Annotated in this window: 20 protein-coding genes; 4 read left to right on the plus strand and 16 right to left on the minus strand. The window is 71.4% G+C overall.

Going from position 1 to position 13,977, the window contains the following annotated elements; all coding sequences use genetic code 11:
* The first annotated feature begins 306 nt into the window (after positions 1 to 306).
* Positions 307 to 1,644 (plus strand): D-inositol-3-phosphate glycosyltransferase, encoded by a 1,338-nt coding sequence (gene mshA / locus AC0B9F_RS18410; RefSeq protein ID WP_472003814.1) that lies wholly within the window; start codon positions 307 to 309, stop codon positions 1,642 to 1,644.
* 34 nt (positions 1,645 to 1,678) lie between these two features.
* A complete protein-coding gene (locus AC0B9F_RS18415; protein ID WP_472003816.1) occupies positions 1,679 to 2,239 on the plus strand; it encodes a type III secretion system chaperone family protein in 561 nt (186 codons plus the stop codon).
* 17 nt (positions 2,240 to 2,256) lie between these two features.
* Here AC0B9F_RS18415 and AC0B9F_RS18420 read toward each other — a convergent pair whose 3' ends face one another.
* Genes AC0B9F_RS18420 through AC0B9F_RS18430 form a run of 3 tightly spaced genes read right to left on the minus strand, consistent with a single transcriptional unit; the run spans position 2,257 to position 4,414 of the window.
* Entirely contained in the window at positions 2,257 to 2,865 is a 609-nt protein-coding gene (locus AC0B9F_RS18420) for a hypothetical protein (protein ID WP_472003818.1), read from the minus strand.
* Positions 2,866 to 2,925: 60 nt separating this feature from the next.
* Positions 2,926 to 3,582 carry a class I SAM-dependent methyltransferase gene (locus AC0B9F_RS18425; RefSeq protein ID WP_472003820.1) on the minus strand — a complete coding sequence of 219 codons (657 nt, stop codon included), beginning with the start codon at positions 3,580 to 3,582 and terminating at the stop codon, positions 2,926 to 2,928.
* A gap of 28 nt (positions 3,583 to 3,610) precedes the next feature.
* Positions 3,611 to 4,414 carry a helix-turn-helix transcriptional regulator gene (locus tag AC0B9F_RS18430; RefSeq protein WP_472003822.1) on the minus strand — a complete coding sequence of 268 codons (804 nt, stop codon included), beginning with the start codon at positions 4,412 to 4,414 and terminating at the stop codon, positions 3,611 to 3,613.
* A 49-nt stretch (positions 4,415 to 4,463) separates the two neighbouring features.
* Here AC0B9F_RS18430 and AC0B9F_RS18435 point away from each other — a divergent pair, with 49 nt between their 5' ends.
* Positions 4,464 to 4,892, plus strand: a complete 429-nt coding sequence (locus tag AC0B9F_RS18435; protein WP_472003824.1) for a DUF2000 family protein — start codon at positions 4,464 to 4,466, stop codon at positions 4,890 to 4,892.
* Here the strand turns inward: AC0B9F_RS18435 and AC0B9F_RS18440 are convergent.
* Positions 4,867 to 6,135 (minus strand): MDR family MFS transporter, encoded by a 1,269-nt coding sequence (locus AC0B9F_RS18440; RefSeq protein WP_472003826.1) that lies wholly within the window; start codon positions 6,133 to 6,135, stop codon positions 4,867 to 4,869. The genes AC0B9F_RS18435 and AC0B9F_RS18440 overlap by 26 nt on opposite strands.
* Before the next feature lie 154 nt (positions 6,136 to 6,289).
* Between AC0B9F_RS18440 and AC0B9F_RS18445 the strand changes: the two genes are divergently transcribed.
* Positions 6,290 to 7,051 carry a phosphoglyceromutase gene (locus tag AC0B9F_RS18445; RefSeq protein ID WP_472003828.1) on the plus strand — a complete coding sequence of 254 codons (762 nt, stop codon included), beginning with the start codon at positions 6,290 to 6,292 and terminating at the stop codon, positions 7,049 to 7,051.
* Between the two features lie 80 nt (positions 7,052 to 7,131).
* On the opposite strand, the gene AC0B9F_RS18450 is transcribed toward AC0B9F_RS18445, so the two are convergent.
* The 12 genes from AC0B9F_RS18450 to AC0B9F_RS18505 all read right to left on the minus strand — a co-directional run bounded on the left by AC0B9F_RS18450 (position 7,132) and on the right by AC0B9F_RS18505 (position 13,880).
* Entirely contained in the window at positions 7,132 to 7,428 is a 297-nt protein-coding gene (locus AC0B9F_RS18450; protein WP_472003830.1) for a ribosomal protein L7/L12, read from the minus strand.
* 14 nt (positions 7,429 to 7,442) lie between these two features.
* Positions 7,443 to 8,684, minus strand: coding sequence for a tyrosine-type recombinase/integrase (locus tag AC0B9F_RS18455; RefSeq protein ID WP_472003832.1), 1,242 nt, complete (start codon positions 8,682 to 8,684; stop codon positions 7,443 to 7,445).
* A complete protein-coding gene (locus tag AC0B9F_RS18460; protein ID WP_472003834.1) occupies positions 8,684 to 8,881 on the minus strand; it encodes a helix-turn-helix transcriptional regulator in 198 nt (65 codons plus the stop codon). The genes AC0B9F_RS18455 and AC0B9F_RS18460 overlap by 1 nt, the downstream gene beginning before the upstream one ends.
* Before the next feature lie 2 nt (positions 8,882 to 8,883).
* The gene (gene repSA, locus AC0B9F_RS18465; protein WP_472003836.1) at positions 8,884 to 10,257 is read right to left on the minus strand and encodes a replication initiator protein RepSA; all 1,374 of its coding nucleotides are present in this window, start codon (positions 10,255 to 10,257) and stop codon (positions 8,884 to 8,886) included.
* Positions 10,250 to 10,435 carry a hypothetical protein gene (locus AC0B9F_RS18470; protein ID WP_472003838.1) on the minus strand — a complete coding sequence of 62 codons (186 nt, stop codon included), beginning with the start codon at positions 10,433 to 10,435 and terminating at the stop codon, positions 10,250 to 10,252. The genes repSA and AC0B9F_RS18470 overlap by 8 nt, the downstream gene beginning before the upstream one ends.
* Before the next feature lie 90 nt (positions 10,436 to 10,525).
* A complete protein-coding gene (locus AC0B9F_RS18475) occupies positions 10,526 to 10,843 on the minus strand; it encodes a SpdD-like protein (RefSeq protein WP_472003840.1) in 318 nt (105 codons plus the stop codon).
* Between the two features lie 17 nt (positions 10,844 to 10,860).
* Entirely contained in the window at positions 10,861 to 11,016 is a 156-nt protein-coding gene (locus AC0B9F_RS18480; RefSeq protein WP_103784904.1) for a hypothetical protein, read from the minus strand.
* Positions 11,017 to 11,028: 12 nt separating this feature from the next.
* Positions 11,029 to 11,220 (minus strand): mobile element transfer protein, encoded by a 192-nt coding sequence (locus tag AC0B9F_RS18485; RefSeq protein ID WP_472003842.1) that lies wholly within the window; start codon positions 11,218 to 11,220, stop codon positions 11,029 to 11,031.
* A gap of 19 nt (positions 11,221 to 11,239) precedes the next feature.
* The gene (locus AC0B9F_RS18490) at positions 11,240 to 11,917 is read right to left on the minus strand and encodes a DUF2637 domain-containing protein (RefSeq protein ID WP_472003843.1); all 678 of its coding nucleotides are present in this window, start codon (positions 11,915 to 11,917) and stop codon (positions 11,240 to 11,242) included.
* On the minus strand, positions 11,917 to 12,081 hold the full coding sequence (locus tag AC0B9F_RS18495; RefSeq protein WP_472003845.1) for a hypothetical protein: 165 nt from the start codon (positions 12,079 to 12,081) through the stop codon (positions 11,917 to 11,919). The genes AC0B9F_RS18490 and AC0B9F_RS18495 overlap by 1 nt, the downstream gene beginning before the upstream one ends.
* Positions 12,082 to 12,165: 84 nt before the next feature.
* Positions 12,166 to 13,521, minus strand: a complete 1,356-nt coding sequence (locus AC0B9F_RS18500; protein ID WP_472003846.1) for an FtsK/SpoIIIE domain-containing protein — start codon at positions 13,519 to 13,521, stop codon at positions 12,166 to 12,168.
* A 2-nt stretch (positions 13,522 to 13,523) separates the two neighbouring features.
* Positions 13,524 to 13,880, minus strand: coding sequence for an SCO3933 family regulatory protein (locus tag AC0B9F_RS18505; protein ID WP_472003848.1), 357 nt, complete (start codon positions 13,878 to 13,880; stop codon positions 13,524 to 13,526).
* Positions 13,881 to 13,977: the final 97 nt, after the last annotated feature.

A 13,977-nucleotide genomic window follows, 5' to 3' on the forward strand; every position in this document is an offset into this window, starting at 1 on the left:
CGCGACGCACGCCACGACGCAACCGCAACGGGCCGCCGCAGGCACAAAAGGGGCGCGGGGAACTGCGCGACCAGCCACAACGCACCCGCAGACGAAACACGACCCGGCGCCGCAGGCACAGGCACCCGCGACCACCCACAACGAACCCCGCACAGGCCACCGCCCCCCCCCCGACGCCCCCACCCCCCACCCGGTTGACCCGAAACCGATAACGACCAGGCAAAAATCACCCCCACAGGAATGGGAACCCGCCCCCCAACGTTCCCCCTGTCGGAGAACCGTGCCCGCAGCAAGGAGGATCGCCACGTGAGCCACTACGTCAGCAGGCTCGGGCGTCGCTCCCCGACCGCCGCCGCACGGCTCAGACTGCACCGCAGGCCCCGCCGCGTGGCCATGCTCTCCGTGCACACCTCCCCGCTCCACCAGCCCGGCACCGGCGACGCCGGCGGCATGAACGTCTACATCGTCGAGCTCGCGCAGCGCCTCGCCGCGATCAATATCGAGGTCGAGATCTTCACCCGGGCCACCTCCGGCGGCCTCGACCCCACCGTGGAGCTCGCCCCCGGCGTCCTCGTGCGGCACGTCGACGCCGGCCCCTACGAGGGCCTCGCCAAGGAGGACCTGCCCGCCCAGCTGTGCGCCTTCACGCACGGCGTCATGCAGGCCTGGGCCGGCCACCGTCCCGGCTACTACGACCTCGTGCACTCCCACTACTGGCTCTCCGGCCACGTCGGCTGGCTCGCCGCCCAGCGCTGGGGCGTCCCCCTGGTGCACGCCATGCACACCATGGCCAAGGTCAAGAACGCCAACCTCGCCGACGGCGACACCCCCGAGCCCGCCGCCCGCGTGATCGGCGAGACCCAGATCGTCTCCGCCGCCGACCGCCTCATCGCCAACACCGCCGAGGAGGCCGACGAACTGGTCCACCACTACGCCGCCGACCCCGGCAAGGTCGCCGTCGTCCACCCCGGCGTCAACCTCAGCCGCTTCCGCCCCGCCGACGGCCGCGCCGCCGCCCGCGCCCGCCTCGGCCTGCCCCCGGACGCCCTGATCCCGCTCTTCGCGGGCCGTATCCAGCCCCTGAAGGCACCCGACATCCTGCTGCGCGCGGTCGCCGCCCTCCTCGACGAGCGCCCCGAGCTGCGCTCCCGCATCCTCGTGCCCGTCGTCGGCGGCCCCAGCGGCAGCGGCCTCGCCAAGCCGGAGGGGCTGCAGAAGCTCGCCGCCCGCCTGGGCGTCGCCGACGTCGTACGGTTCCGGCCGCCCGTCGGCCAGGAGCAGCTCGCCGACTGGTTCCGGGCCGCGTCCGTGCTGGTCATGCCGTCCTACAGCGAGTCCTTCGGTCTGGTCGCCATAGAGGCGCAGGCGACCGGCACCCCGGTGCTCGCCGCGTCCGTCGGCGGCCTGCCGGTCGCGGTGCGGGACGGCGAGACCGGCTTCCTGGTCCAGGGGCACGACCCGGTGGCGTACGCGCGCGTGCTGGAGCGCTTCGCCGACGACCCGCAGCTCACGCCGCGCCTCGGCGGGGCAGCGGCCCGGCACGCCCAGTCCTTCGGCTGGGACACCGCGGCCGCCGCGACCGCCGACGTGTACACGGCCGCGCTGCAGGCCCACCGCCGTCGCGTACGCTCGCACCATGGGTGATGCACACAAGGCGGCTGACGCTGATGCACACAAGATGGCTGACGCTGATGCACACAACGCAGCCGAAGCGCACAAGCCGGCCGAAGCGCGCAACACAGCCGACGCACACAAGCCGGCCGCACAGATCATCGAGGACGCTCTCAAGGACGCCGAGCTGGAGTGGGAGAGCCCCGAGCCCGGCCACTTCGTCGTCAGGCTCCCCGGCACCCACAAGCTGTCCACGACGGTCTCACTGATCGTCGGCCGCCACTCCCTCTCCCTGAACGCCTTCGTCGTCCGTCACCCCGACGAGAACGAGGCCGCCGTCCACCGCTGGCTGCTGGAGCGCAACCTCAAGCTGTACGGCGTCGGTTACGCCGTCGACGGCCACGGCGACGTGTACGTCACCGGCCGGCTGCCGCTCGCCTGCGTGACCCCCGAGGAGATCGACCGCCTCCTGGGTCAGGTCCTGGAGGCGGCCGACGGGGCGTTCAACACGCTGCTGGAGCTGGGTTTCGCGTCCGCGATCCGCAAGGAGTACGCCTGGCGGGTGTCGCGCGGCGAGTCCACGCGCAACCTGGAGGCGTTCACCCACCTCACACAGCGGCCCAACTGACCAACTGACCAACTGACCTACTTGTGCTTCTTGGGCTTGTCGAGCTCGTCGGCGAGCGCGCGGAGCGCGTCGGCCAGGTCCTTCTTCGTCGGCAACTGGTCGACCTTGTGGTTCAGTTCGTCGATCTTGCGGTTCAGCTCGTCCAGGTCGACCGGCGCCGACGGGGTGGGGCTGGGCGGAGTGGTGTCCGGCGGAGTGGTCGGACTCGGGCCACCGTCGCCCCCACCGGAGGTGGTGACCCCGACGGACCCGCCGTCACTGCCCCCGCCGGACCCGTCGACCCCGCCGGACCCGCTCACGGACCCACCGTCGCCCCCGGCGGAACCCCCGTCCGCGCCGACGCTGTCACCCCCACCGGAGGTGACCCCGACCGACCCCCCGGCCGACCCCCCGGCCGAACCCCCGACCGAACCCCCGTCCACACCGCCGCTGTCACCCCCGGAGGTGTCCGCCGGAGTGCTGTACGACGCGGTGGGCGGGGTCGTGCCGCCGTCGCCGTCGGCCGCGAGCGCGGCGCCGACGGCGAGCGTGACCAGGGCCGCCGCCCCCGCGACGGCGGTCGTGACCCGACGGGCGCGCAGGGATCTGGTGGAAGAGGACGTGCGGGTGTCCTGAGTGTCATCCATGGCCGGAACGCTATCCGAACACACGTCCGGAAGAAGCGCTTCCGTCGATCTCGGTGTCCCTCAACTCCCCGTGTCCGGGAAGAGGTTGCCGTGCAGCGCGTGGTAGCCGACGAAGGTGAACATGCGCTGCCCCGGCGGTAACACCCCCGGCTCGCCGGTGAACCGGTGCTCGCCGACGCCGTAGGGGATGTCCGGGCCGGAGACCCACACCGGGTCGAACCCGCGCTTTTCCAGCCATGCGCACACGTTCGTCTCGTGGTGCCGCGTCCGCGTCCACACCACCGTGCCGCCCTTGCGGCACAGTTGTGTGCAGTGGTCGAGGGTGCGCTCGATGTCGGTGTCGGTGAGGTTGCCGAGCACCCCGCACAGCAGCACCAGATCGGCCGGCGCGCAGGCGGTGTAGTGGTCGGTGAGCGCGGCGTCCCCGCACACCACCTCGACCCCGTCCAGACCGGCCGCAGCGGCCGCCGCGCGGGCGAAGAGCACGTTGCGCTCGTCCAGCTCCACCAGCCGCGCCCGCACGTCGGCGCGCCGTGGGTGCCGGGCCAGGACGCCGATCAGGTCGCGCCCCTGCCCGGCGCACAGACTGACGGCCGTGAGCGGCCCCGGCGGCGCGTCGTCGAGCGCGTGCCGGACCCGCTCCTGGACGAGGGCGAGACGGCGGCCGAGATAGGAGTCGGGTACGTCGTACGCGTCATGCCACGCATGCCAGTCCATGAGCGCAGACTACGGAAGCGTGCCGTTTTCAACCATGGCGCAGAGTGGCGTATTTACCCGGCGTCACTCCGACCAACTTCCGGAAATGACGCGTCAGATGGGCCTGGTCGTAGAACCCGGCGGTGGCCGCCACCGCGCTCGCCGGCTGACCCTCCAGCAGCAGCCGCCGTGCCCGCTCCACCCGCCGGGACGTCAGGTACTGGTGCGGCGCGATGCCGTACGCGCTGCTGAACGCCCGCACCAGATGGGCGGGATGGGCCTGCACCGCCCGCGCCGCCTCCTCCAGGGTGAGCCCCTCGGGCACGCGCGCGTCGAGCAGTTCGCGCAGCCGGCGGGCGAGAACCGGGTCGGGGCGACGCGCCTCCTCGGTCACCGGGCGGGGCCGCAGATGGGCGCGCAGCCGCTCGGCGACGAGGGTCAGCCGGCTCTCCGCCTCCAGTTCCTCGCCGGGCCGGGCGAGCGCCGCGTGCACCTGTCCCACCCGTCGCCGCAGCAGGGGATCGCGCAGGTCGGGGGAGTCCGCGGCGGCCCCGATCAGGTCCTCGCCGAGCCGGGAGGAGTCGAGGTAGAGGACCCGCTTGCGGAAGCCGTCCGCGGTGGCGGGGGCACCGTTGTGCGCGACGTGCGGCGGCAGCAGGGACACCGTGTCGCGCAGGGTGCCGTGCTCGTGCCGCTCGATGTCGTAGCGCACCGCGCCGTCGTCGACGATCAGCAGCGTCCACGCGGCGTGGACGTGCATCGGGTAGGCGTACTCGGTGAAGTGGGCGTGGAAGACCTCGACGACCCCGGGGACGCGGGGCCGCCAGGCGGACACCTCACGCTGCGCGGCCATGCAAAGAACGTACAAGACGGGCCCGTACGACGTCGGCGAGTCTCATTCCATGAACGACGCCGAACCGATCCGCTTCGACACCAAGATCGCCGTCCTGCTGCGCGAGGACCTGGAGCCCTGGCAGCGCCTCAACGTCACCGCCTTCCTGGTCAGCGGCCTCGGCACACAGCTCCCCGAGGTGATCGGGGAGCCGTACGAGGACGCCGACGGGACGGGTTACCTGCCGATGTTCCGCCAGCCCGTCCTGGTCTTCCAGGGCACGAAGGAGACGCTGACGGCGGCCCACGCGCGCGTGCTCTCCCGCGCGCTGCCCCGTGCCGTCTTCACGTCGGACCTCTTCGCGACCGGCAACGACCGTGACAACCGGGCGGCGGTCCGCGCGGTGCCGTCGGCCGATCTGGACCTGGTGGGACTGGCCGTGTACGGGCCGCGCAACGCGGTGGACAAGGTGCTCAAGGGCGCGCGGATGCATCCGTGACCTCGGCGGTGGGCACCGGGGCGGGCTCCGGCTGCTCGCGGGGCAGGCGCCGCATCAGCACGGCGTACCCCGCGCCCGCCGCCGTCCCGACGACCGCGGTGAGCCCCCACAGCCACACCGCCCCGAACCGGTCGATGACCGCACCGGACATCAGCGGCGCGACCAGCGCGGCCAGGGACCACGACAGCGTGTACATGCCCTGGTAGCGCCCCCGCCCGTGCACCGGCGACAGCGCCACGACGAGACCGGTCTGCGTCGGCGCGTTGACGATCTCGGCGAGGGTCCACACGCACACGGTTAGCGCGAAGACGCCGACCGACCCGGCGAAGGCGGTGAGCCCGAAGCCGTACCCGGCGAGCAGGGAGGACACGACGAGCAGCCGCCGCGGGTCGCGGTGCTCGATGAACCGGGTGACGGGGATCTGGAGTACGACGATGAGGACGCCGTTGACCGCGATGGCGAGCCCGTAGTCGGCGGGCGTGAAGCCGGCGGTGCCCATGGCGATGGGCAGTCCGACCGAGCCCTGCTGGAAGATCAGCGCGACGAGGAAGGACAGCCCTACGACCCCCATGAACCGCCCGTCGCGCAGCACGGTCCCGAGGCCGACGTCCGGCGCCTTGGGTCCGTCGGCGCTCTGCACGGGCCGCGACTCGGGCAGCTTGAGGAAGACGACGATCGCGCACACCAGCGTCATCCCGGCCTCGATGAGGAAGCCGGCCAGATAGCTGACCTCGGCGATGAAACCGGCGGCCATGGAGGAGACGGCGAAGCCGAGGTTGATCGCCCAGTAGTTGAGCGAGAAGGCCCGTACCCGGTCCTCGGGCCGCACGATGTCGGCCATCATCGCCTGCACCGCGGGCCGGGAGGCGTTGGAGGCCATCCCGACGAGGAAGGCGACGCCGGCGATGGCGACGGGATCGGTCATGAAGCCGAGCAGCGCGACGCAGGCGGCCGTGGCGGTCTGCGCGACGAGCAGGGTGGGCCGCCGCCCGAGCCGGTCGGCCATGACCCCGGCGCCGAGCGAGGAGACGACCCCGCCCAGCCCGTGCAGGGAGGCGACGAGACCGGCGTAGGAGGCGGAGTAGCCGCGGTCGAGGGTGAGGTAGAGGGCCATGAAGGTGGCCACGAAGGCGCCGAGCCGGTTGACGAGGGTGCTGGTCCACAGCCACCAGAAGGCGCGGGGCAGCCCGGCGACGGACTCCCGTGCGGCACGTCTGAGGTCGGGCAGTGCGGCAGACGGCATGGCGGAGTCCCCCCGAGGGATGTAAGTGGCGCGACAAGTAACCGCAACTTACAAAGCCGATGCCGGGGAGACCACTCGATTAACAAACCCCGTCAACCGTCCGCGGCGCGAGCGCCCGCGTCGCCGCCGAGGGCCTTCGATTACGCTCATCCTTATGGCCGACGCACCGTACAAGCTGATCCTCCTCCGCCACGGCGAGAGCGAGTGGAACGAGAAGAACCTGTTCACCGGCTGGGTGGACGTCAACCTGACCGCGAAGGGCGAGAAGGAGGCGACGCGCGGCGGTGAGCTGCTCAAGGACGCCGGCCTGCTCCCCGACGTCGTCCACACCTCCCTCCAGAAGCGCGCCATCCGCACCGCCCAGCTCGCCCTGGAGTCCGCGGACCGCCACTGGATCCCGGTCCACCGCTCGTGGCGCCTGAACGAGCGCCACTACGGCGCCCTGCAGGGCAAGGACAAGGCGCAGACCCTCGCCGAGTTCGGCGAGGAGCAGTTCATGCTGTGGCGCCGCTCCTACGACACCCCGCCGCCGCCGCTGCCGGACGACTCGGAGTTCTCCCAGGCGCACGACGCCCGCTACGCGACGATCCCGCCGGAGCTGCGCCCGGACACGGAGTGCCTCAAGGACGTCGTCGTCCGTATGCTCCCCTACTGGTACGACGCCATCGTCCCCGACCTCCTGACCGGCCGCACGGTCCTGGTCGCCGCCCACGGCAACTCCCTGCGCGCCCTGGTCAAGCACCTGGACGGCATCTCGGACGCCGACATCGCGGGCCTGAACATCCCGACGGGCATCCCCCTGTACTACGAACTCGACGCCGACTTCCGCCCGGTCACCCCCGGCGGCACCTACCTCGACCCCGAGGCAGCCGCAGCAGCGATCGAGGCCGTGAAGAACCAGGGCAAGAAGAAGTAACCGCCCACGAGTAAGCCCCCTACCTGCGGTTTCTCCGCTGGGAGGGGGCTTTTCGCTGCCTCTGGGCCGTCTCTGGGCCGTCAGGGCGATGGGGCCGTGCGGTCTCCGGGCTCCGGCTCCTGTCTCCACTCCGCTCTGGCTCCGGCGCTTTGGAGTAAAGCGACAGCGGACTGGGCCCTGTACGCAGACAGACCCCCAAGGAGGGTGACGGGCGCTTGGCGCGCCAGGACCCTGCTGTGCCACAAGCTCTGCCCGGTCACCTTGCGCACTGCCAGGATCACATCCATCTCGCGGGGCCCGCAGTCGATGAGCACCACCTCGTGCGACGGGTCGTCGCAGAGCAGCGTGTAGTACTCGGTGGACTCCTCGTCGGACATCTCGCCCTCCTGCCTCAGCGAACGGGAGCGTATGCGCCCTCGAAAACGGCAGCCACGGCTTTTCGGGTGCGCTCCTGGCTGGACGGCATGAGGTGCGCGTACACACGCAGGGTCAGACCCGGGTCCGAGTGGCCGAGGTACTCGGCGAGGGCCTTGATGTTCTCGCCGGCGTCCAGGAGCACCGAGGCGTAGAAGTGCCTCAGGGCGTGCATCCCGTTCTCCCGGGACTCGACGTACGACCCGCCAGGCTTGCGCTCAGGGATCACCCCAGCCGAGGCGAGTGCCCGCTTCCACACCTCCTCATTGAGGGACGTCCGCCAGACATGCCCACCGCGCGGCCCGGTGAAGATCAACCGCTTCGTCACCAGAGGCCCGTCGGCGACCTTCCACGGCAGCGTGATTTCGACCGGCGGAAACCGCTTCATGTGAGACCGGAGGGCGTCGGCCACCGGCCCAGGGAGCGGCACGTCCCGAAGCTTGCCGCCCTTCGGCGGGGCGAAGACGGGCTTGCTGCGGCTCAGCTTGAGCTGCTGGACCACGTGGAGCGTGTCCGAAGCGAAGTCGATCGCGTCGACGGCGACACCCAGGATCTCGCCCTGTCGGAGGCCGCAGCCGGCGCCGAGGTCGACCATGGCTCGGAAGCGCTCGGGCATGCCGTCGCGGACAGCGAAGACGCGCTCAGGCGTCCAAGGGACGATACGCCTGCTGTCGACTGTTGGCGGCCGGACCGATCGGGCAGCGCACGGATTCCGCGGAAGGTGCCCGTCGTCCACGGCCGCGCTCAGGGTGGCGCGAACATTGGAGTAGATGGTCCGGGCGTACGACCCACGCACGCCGTTCTCCTGGAGCTGCCGCACCCAGTCCCGGATGTGAGCAGGCTGGAAGGAGCCGAGCGGCCGTGAGCCCAGGTAGGGGAAGGCATGCAGCCGAAGCTGTGACTCCATCGAGGCCTGAGTGTTCGGGTCGGAGCCTTGGGTGGCCACCCAGCGTTCGGCGTACTGCTGGAAGGTGATCCGTGCCGCACGCGGATCGATGTACTGGCCGCGTGCCATGTCCGCTTCGATGTGGGCGAGCCACTGTTCAGCCAGTCGCTTCTGACGGTCGGGGAAGCTCTTCGACTTCTCGGTGCCGTCGGGACCGACGTATCGGGCGCGGTAACGCATGCCCGTGCCATAGCGCTCGGTCTTGACCTTTCGCGCCTTGCCGTCCGGCCCGGTCTCGGTCCTGTACCAGCGATCTTGGATGTGCCCGGCCATCAGGCAGCCTCCCCGAGCTGGGAGTCAACCCAGGCCCGCACGTCCTCGGGGTCGAAGCGCAGGTGTCGTCCGACCCGGAAGCCCCGAGGGCCGGTGCGCTTCCGGCGCCACTGGTAGACCGTCTCGACGCTGGGCAGCTCGAACATCGCTACCAGGTCCTCGGGGGTCAGGAAGCGGTTTGGCAGTGCTGTCGCCACGGTCACCACTCCCTTCCGTCGGTCATCGTGGCCAGCGCTTCGCGGGCGGTTTCGCGGTTGAGCTGGAGGTCGCGGGCAATGGTGGCGGCGAGGGCGGATTCGCCGGGGGTGTGGCCGTGGCCGGCGTACTGCCAGTCGGCCAGGACCAGGACGGTGTCTGGCTCGGTGTCGTCCAGGCCGAGGGCTTCGCGTTCCTGGACGGCGCGGTAGTCGGCGCGTTCCTGGCGGAGGGTGCCGAGGGTGGTGGAGTAGCGGCGGGACTTGGAGGAGAAGTGGCCGCGGAAGCCGAGCATGTGGGCCCAGGCCCAGAGGCGGCGGTCGGGGTAGAGCGGGTCGAGTTCCTTGCAGGCCGTGATGAGGCGGCGGGTGTGGTCCGGGACTTGGTGGCGGTCGAGTTCGGAGAGTTCGCCGATGCGGCGGTCAAGGGTGCCGGTGTTCTCGGCGGCTTTGGTGGCGTACTTGGCGACGTAGGAGGCGACGGCCTGTTCGGTGATGTCGGAGCCGTCGCCGAATGCCTTCACGGGGCGTACGTCGAGCTGGGTGCCCCAGCGGAAGGTCCGGGCGGGTTGGTCTGCGGCGGCCGGGACGGAGACGGACGTGTAGGAGTGGGCTGCAGCTGCGCGGATGGCGTCGGCGAGGAGGCCGACCGTGGCCCAGGCGGGCGGCGGGGTGTCCGGGCCTTCGGGGCCGTCGAGGCGTATGACTGCGTGAAAGTGCAGGGCTCCGCGCTTCTGGAACTCGGCGACCTTGCCGTAGGAGACGCGGCAGTGATCGGCGAGTTCGCTGCGGGTGAGGCCGGCGCGGGCGGCGATCTCGCGGCGGAGCCGGGTGGTGAAGCGCTGCCAGAGCTGTCCGGCGTGGTTGTTGAACAGGACCGCGCCTGCGTAGTCGTACGTTTCCGGGTCGAGCGCGGTGCCGAGGGCCGGGTCATCGACCGGGTGGCGGGTGCCGCAGCGGCAGGTGCGTCGGTCGGGGCGGTTGTGGACCGGGCCGAAGGACGGGGCGGTGAGGGTGGCGAAGACGCGGGGGTGGTCGCGGACGGTGGCGGGGATGTCGCGGCGGTCGTCTCCGGCGAGGCCGGCGCGGATGAGGTGGTAGGTGTCGCCTGCGTAGGTCCAGGCGCAGGCGGGGCAGCGGGAGGCGCGGCGGTTGCCGCAGGCGAGGCGGAGGCGTCCGCCGGGTTCGTTCTCGGTGGAGTAGTGGTGCAGGGTCTCGCCGGTGGTCTTGTCCTTGTGGAGCACCCAGCCGCGCAGGTGGATGGGGTCGGAGCAGCCGCCGGTGCGGCGGATCTGGTCTTCCCAGCGGGTGTAGTCGGGGGCCGAAGCCACCCTCAGCAGGTCGCCGAGGGTGGTCGGGTCGAGCAGCGTGTCAGGCACGGGCGCCCTCCTGGTCCCGGCGGGCGGGGAGGATGCCGAGGCCGTTGCAGGCCGGGCAGTGGGCGGTGATGGTGCGGAGGTGGCCGTGCCGGTCGCGGCCGCCGAGGGTGACGGCGGCGGAGGCGAAACCGTCGCAGTGGGGGCAGATGCGGGGCGGCGGTGTGGTGCGGTGGGTCATGCTGGGGGTTCCTTCCGGTTGCGAGATCGGACAGGGGTACGGCTCCCGGGCGGCGGATGCTTGGCGGTATCGAGGCCGCCCGGGGGCCGGTCAGCGGCGTTTGGTGTCCGCGTGGACGAGCGAGCGGATCACCAGGGCGCAGATTGCGAGTGAGGCGCCGGTGATGGCGACGGCCAGGAGCATGGAGACGAGGACGGCGCCGACGACCAGGACCACGGCGGTGCCGCCGCCGACGAGGGCGAGCGCGGTGCCGGGGGTGAGCTGGACCGTGGGTCGGGACGGCGTTGCAGGCGCCGGGGTGGCCGGCGGGGCCGGGGCGCTCGGGGTGATGGCAGTCGCCTCGACAACAGCGGGCGGGGTTGCGAGGCCGGTGGCCGTGGGCATGGTGGGGATCTTCGGGCGGAGCATCGGTGATCTCCCTTCGATCACTTGATGAGGCTGTTGATCGCGGGGGCGAGGACGCTGTCGGCGAGGAGGAAGCCGCCGAGGAGCAGTACGGCGATGAGCCAGGCGGGCGGGCGGATGAGCTTGACGCCGAGGTAGCCGACGGCGAGGAGCGCGAACCAGAGCGGGACCTGCATGGCGGTGGCCTCCTAGCGGACCCGGCAGCGGTGGGTACGGGCGGCGAGCTGGGCGGCGGTCTGGCTGGTGTAGTCGGCGGACCAGCCGCAGCCGTCGGAGCTGCACACGGCGGCGTGTTTGGTATGGCCGTGGCGGTCGCGGTGGGTGCCGATCTGGACCGGGCCGATCCGCATCACGGAGTGGAAGTTGTCGCGGGCGGGCATGGCTGGTTCTCCTTCCTGGTCAGGCGAGGTGGGCGGCGATGGCGTCGGCGAGGTGGGGCGGGACGCCGAGGCGGGCGCGGAGGGTGTCGGTGTCGATCGGTGAGCCGGTGCGGACGCGGTACTCGTCGGCGACCTTGCGGGCGTGGTCGACGAGGACGGGGGGAACCGCGGGGGCCGGGGCCGGAAGGGCCGGGGGCTCATCGGGTTGCGGGGTCGGGGGCTCGTCGGTTGCGGGGGCTGGGGGCTCCGGGTCGGGCTCTTGGACCGCGTCCCGTTCGGGGGTGGGATCGGGCTTGGGCTCAGGTGCCGGCGCTTCCGGCTGCGTCCGGTGCTTGGCGGAGTGGGCGAGCAGGGTGCCTCCGAGGAAGGCGAGTGCGGGCCATCCGGCGATGCCGAGGCGGAGCAGGGCGGGCGGGTCGGCCAGATCGAGGAATCCGGCGGTGGCGACGTTGGCGCCGAGCGAGGCGATCAGGGCGATGAGGAACCAGGACCAGGCGAGCCGGGACGGGCCCTCGCTGCGGAGCCGTCGCCAGGCGGCGACCAGGAGCAGGTCGACGCTGACCGGGTAGGCCCAGGCCTTCCAGCCGTCCTGTCCGGCAGCGGCGGCCAGGTCGTGCAGGTGGGCGAAGGACAGGGCTCCGGCGATGACGGCCTGGACCAGGACGGCGTCGACGCGCAGGCCGTGACGGGTGGCCATCAGGAGCCCTCGGCGGCGGTGTTGGGCGGCTCGGGGAGCGAGGCGGCCAGCGAGGGGCTGACGGCTTCGACGAAGTCGAGGTCTGCGCCGTTCATGTCGGCGTAGAGGGCGAGTTGGCCGAGCAGGAGCACGGTGCGGGCGAAGTCCTCGCAATCGGGGCACATGGCGGTCGTTCTCCCTTCATCAGGCATGGCGTGGGTAGGGACTTGGCGCGAAGGTGGTCGCGCCGACCGGAGAGGTGAGGAAGGTCAGGCCGTGACGGGGGCTGTCTTGGACAGCGGCACCGGTGTCGCGGAGGTGCTGGCCAGCGCGGGGCGGAAGCGGGCCAGTTCGGGCAGTTCCGGGGTGCGGTCGGCGTGCCGGTTGCAGATGTTGGCGGCCTGGCGGAGCGAGGTGTGCGGGGCGCGGATGCGGTGCCAGCCGCCGGTCGAGTCACCGGCGATGGCGATTCCTCGCATCTCGGCGGGGATCTGGATGGCGGCCAGGACGGCGTCCGGGGAGATGTCGCCGAAGGCCATGTTGGCGCTGGTCTCGTCGTTGACGCGGTGGGCGGTGCGGCCGGTGAGCTGGGCGCGGAGCATGGTGATGCCCTTGCCGAGTTCGGAGCCGAAGCGCTGTCCGCAGATTTCGAGGTAGATGCCGGCGGCGCGGCCGAGCTGGGCGAGGCGTACCAGGGCGGTGATGATGCGGTCGCGTCGCTTCTCTTCTTCCTTGGTGGTGAAGAGGGCGAGTTCGGCGACCTCGTCGACCAGGACGACGATGGGGGTCGGGCGGAGGTGGTCGGGCAGGTCCCAGATGTCGGCGGCGATCTCGGCGTCGGGGGTGTCGGCGGTGATGCGCTGTTCGGCGCGGATGAGCTGGTAGACGTCCTCCATGCGGGTCACGAGTGCGTCGAGAAGTTCGGCGGCGGTGTCGGGGTTGTCGGCGAGGGCGGAGAAGCGGCGGGCGAGCGGGAAGAGTTCGACGCCCTGTTTGCAGTCGATGCCGACCAGGGCGACGTCCATCGGGGCGAGGCCGGCGACGAGGTTGCGTTGGTAGACGGACTTGCCGGATTCGGTGGCGCCGAGGGTGAGCGCGTGGGGTATCGCGCGGTAGTCGCGGTAGTGGACCGAGCCGTCTTCACGCAGGGCGACCGGGACCCGCATCGGGCGGGTGTCGAGCCGGGCGGGCATCTGCACCCGCTTGAGGACGTCGTAGCCGGTCATGCGCAGTTCGACCACGCCCGAGCGCAGCTCACGGGAGGTGACGCCGTACATCGAAAACGAGTGGCGGAGTCGGTCGGAAGCGGCGGCGAAGTCGAAGGCGTCCTGTCCGGGCCGCAGCTTGAGCCGTAAGACCAGGCCCGTGCGGGTGGACCGCAAGCTGAGGATGCGCGGCGGGCGGGACTCCGGAACCGGCCGGTTGGTCATCCGGGCGAGAGCTAGACGCCAGCGCGAGGGCGGGACGGTCAGTCCGCAGGCGTCCATGACCGAGGCGTACCGGACGAGGACGCGGATCGCGGCGAGGGTGACCCCGAAGGTCAGCCAGTACCAGGCGGGGCGCCGCCACCGCAGGAGCCCCGCAGTGGCGACGACCAGCACGAGCGTGACCGTGAAGGCGGTCATGGTCAGGCCGCCTTCGCCTTCGCGGCCATGTCGGCGAGGGAGGTCACGGCGACCGCGCGGAAGGCGATGCCGTGCCGCTTCTGGCCGTTGAACTCGTTCTCCCAGGGCCGGGCGATGAGCCCGGTCAGGGCGACCGGGGTGCCCATGGCCAGGTCACCGGAGATGCCGGTCTCGGGGACGGTGATGGACAGGATCTCGACCTCCTCGTTGGCGGCGAACATCACGTCGACGGTCATGAGCTTGGCGCCGGTGTCGGCGTCCATGGCGATCTCGCCGGTGCGGCGGTCCTTCACCTTGGGCTGCGGGGTCTTGGCGACCATCATGGTGGCGGCGGTGGTGTCGACGGGGATCTGACGCATGGCAAAGCACTCCTCTACAGAGGTGGGACTCCGTCACTCATGTATATGAGTGACATGAAGAAGAGTGCATCACTCCTATACATGAGTCAACCCGCCG

It is taken from the genome of Streptomyces sp. NPDC097129 (assembly GCF_055668065.1).

Coding starts and splice junctions, on each gene's coding strand:
- AC0B9F_RS18415 (WP_472003816.1), top strand. CDS start 1,679: ATGGCTGACGCTGATGCACACAACGCAGCCGAAGCGCACAAGCCGGCC.
- AC0B9F_RS18420 (WP_472003818.1), bottom strand. CDS start 2,865: ATGGATGACACTCAGGACACCCGCACGTCCTCTTCCACCAGATCCCTG.
- AC0B9F_RS18425 (WP_472003820.1), bottom strand. CDS start 3,582: ATGGACTGGCATGCGTGGCATGACGCGTACGACGTACCCGACTCCTAT.
- AC0B9F_RS18430 (WP_472003822.1), bottom strand. CDS start 4,414: ATGGCCGCGCAGCGTGAGGTGTCCGCCTGGCGGCCCCGCGTCCCCGGG.
- AC0B9F_RS18435 (WP_472003824.1), top strand. CDS start 4,464: ATGAACGACGCCGAACCGATCCGCTTCGACACCAAGATCGCCGTCCTG.
- AC0B9F_RS18440 (WP_472003826.1), bottom strand. CDS start 6,135: ATGCCGTCTGCCGCACTGCCCGACCTCAGACGTGCCGCACGGGAGTCC.
- AC0B9F_RS18445 (WP_472003828.1), top strand. CDS start 6,290: ATGGCCGACGCACCGTACAAGCTGATCCTCCTCCGCCACGGCGAGAGC.
- AC0B9F_RS18450 (WP_472003830.1), bottom strand. CDS start 7,428: ATGTCCGACGAGGAGTCCACCGAGTACTACACGCTGCTCTGCGACGAC.
- AC0B9F_RS18455 (WP_472003832.1), bottom strand. CDS start 8,684: ATGGCCGGGCACATCCAAGATCGCTGGTACAGGACCGAGACCGGGCCG.
- AC0B9F_RS18470 (WP_472003838.1), bottom strand. CDS start 10,435: ATGACCCACCGCACCACACCGCCGCCCCGCATCTGCCCCCACTGCGAC.
- AC0B9F_RS18475 (WP_472003840.1), bottom strand. CDS start 10,843: ATGCTCCGCCCGAAGATCCCCACCATGCCCACGGCCACCGGCCTCGCA.
- AC0B9F_RS18480 (WP_103784904.1), bottom strand. CDS start 11,016: ATGCAGGTCCCGCTCTGGTTCGCGCTCCTCGCCGTCGGCTACCTCGGC.
- AC0B9F_RS18485 (WP_472003842.1), bottom strand. CDS start 11,220: ATGCCCGCCCGCGACAACTTCCACTCCGTGATGCGGATCGGCCCGGTC.
- AC0B9F_RS18490 (WP_472003843.1), bottom strand. CDS start 11,917: ATGGCCACCCGTCACGGCCTGCGCGTCGACGCCGTCCTGGTCCAGGCC.
- AC0B9F_RS18495 (WP_472003845.1), bottom strand. CDS start 12,081: ATGTGCCCCGATTGCGAGGACTTCGCCCGCACCGTGCTCCTGCTCGGC.
- AC0B9F_RS18500 (WP_472003846.1), bottom strand. CDS start 13,521: ATGACCGCCTTCACGGTCACGCTCGTGCTGGTCGTCGCCACTGCGGGG.
- AC0B9F_RS18505 (WP_472003848.1), bottom strand. CDS start 13,880: ATGCGTCAGATCCCCGTCGACACCACCGCCGCCACCATGATGGTCGCC.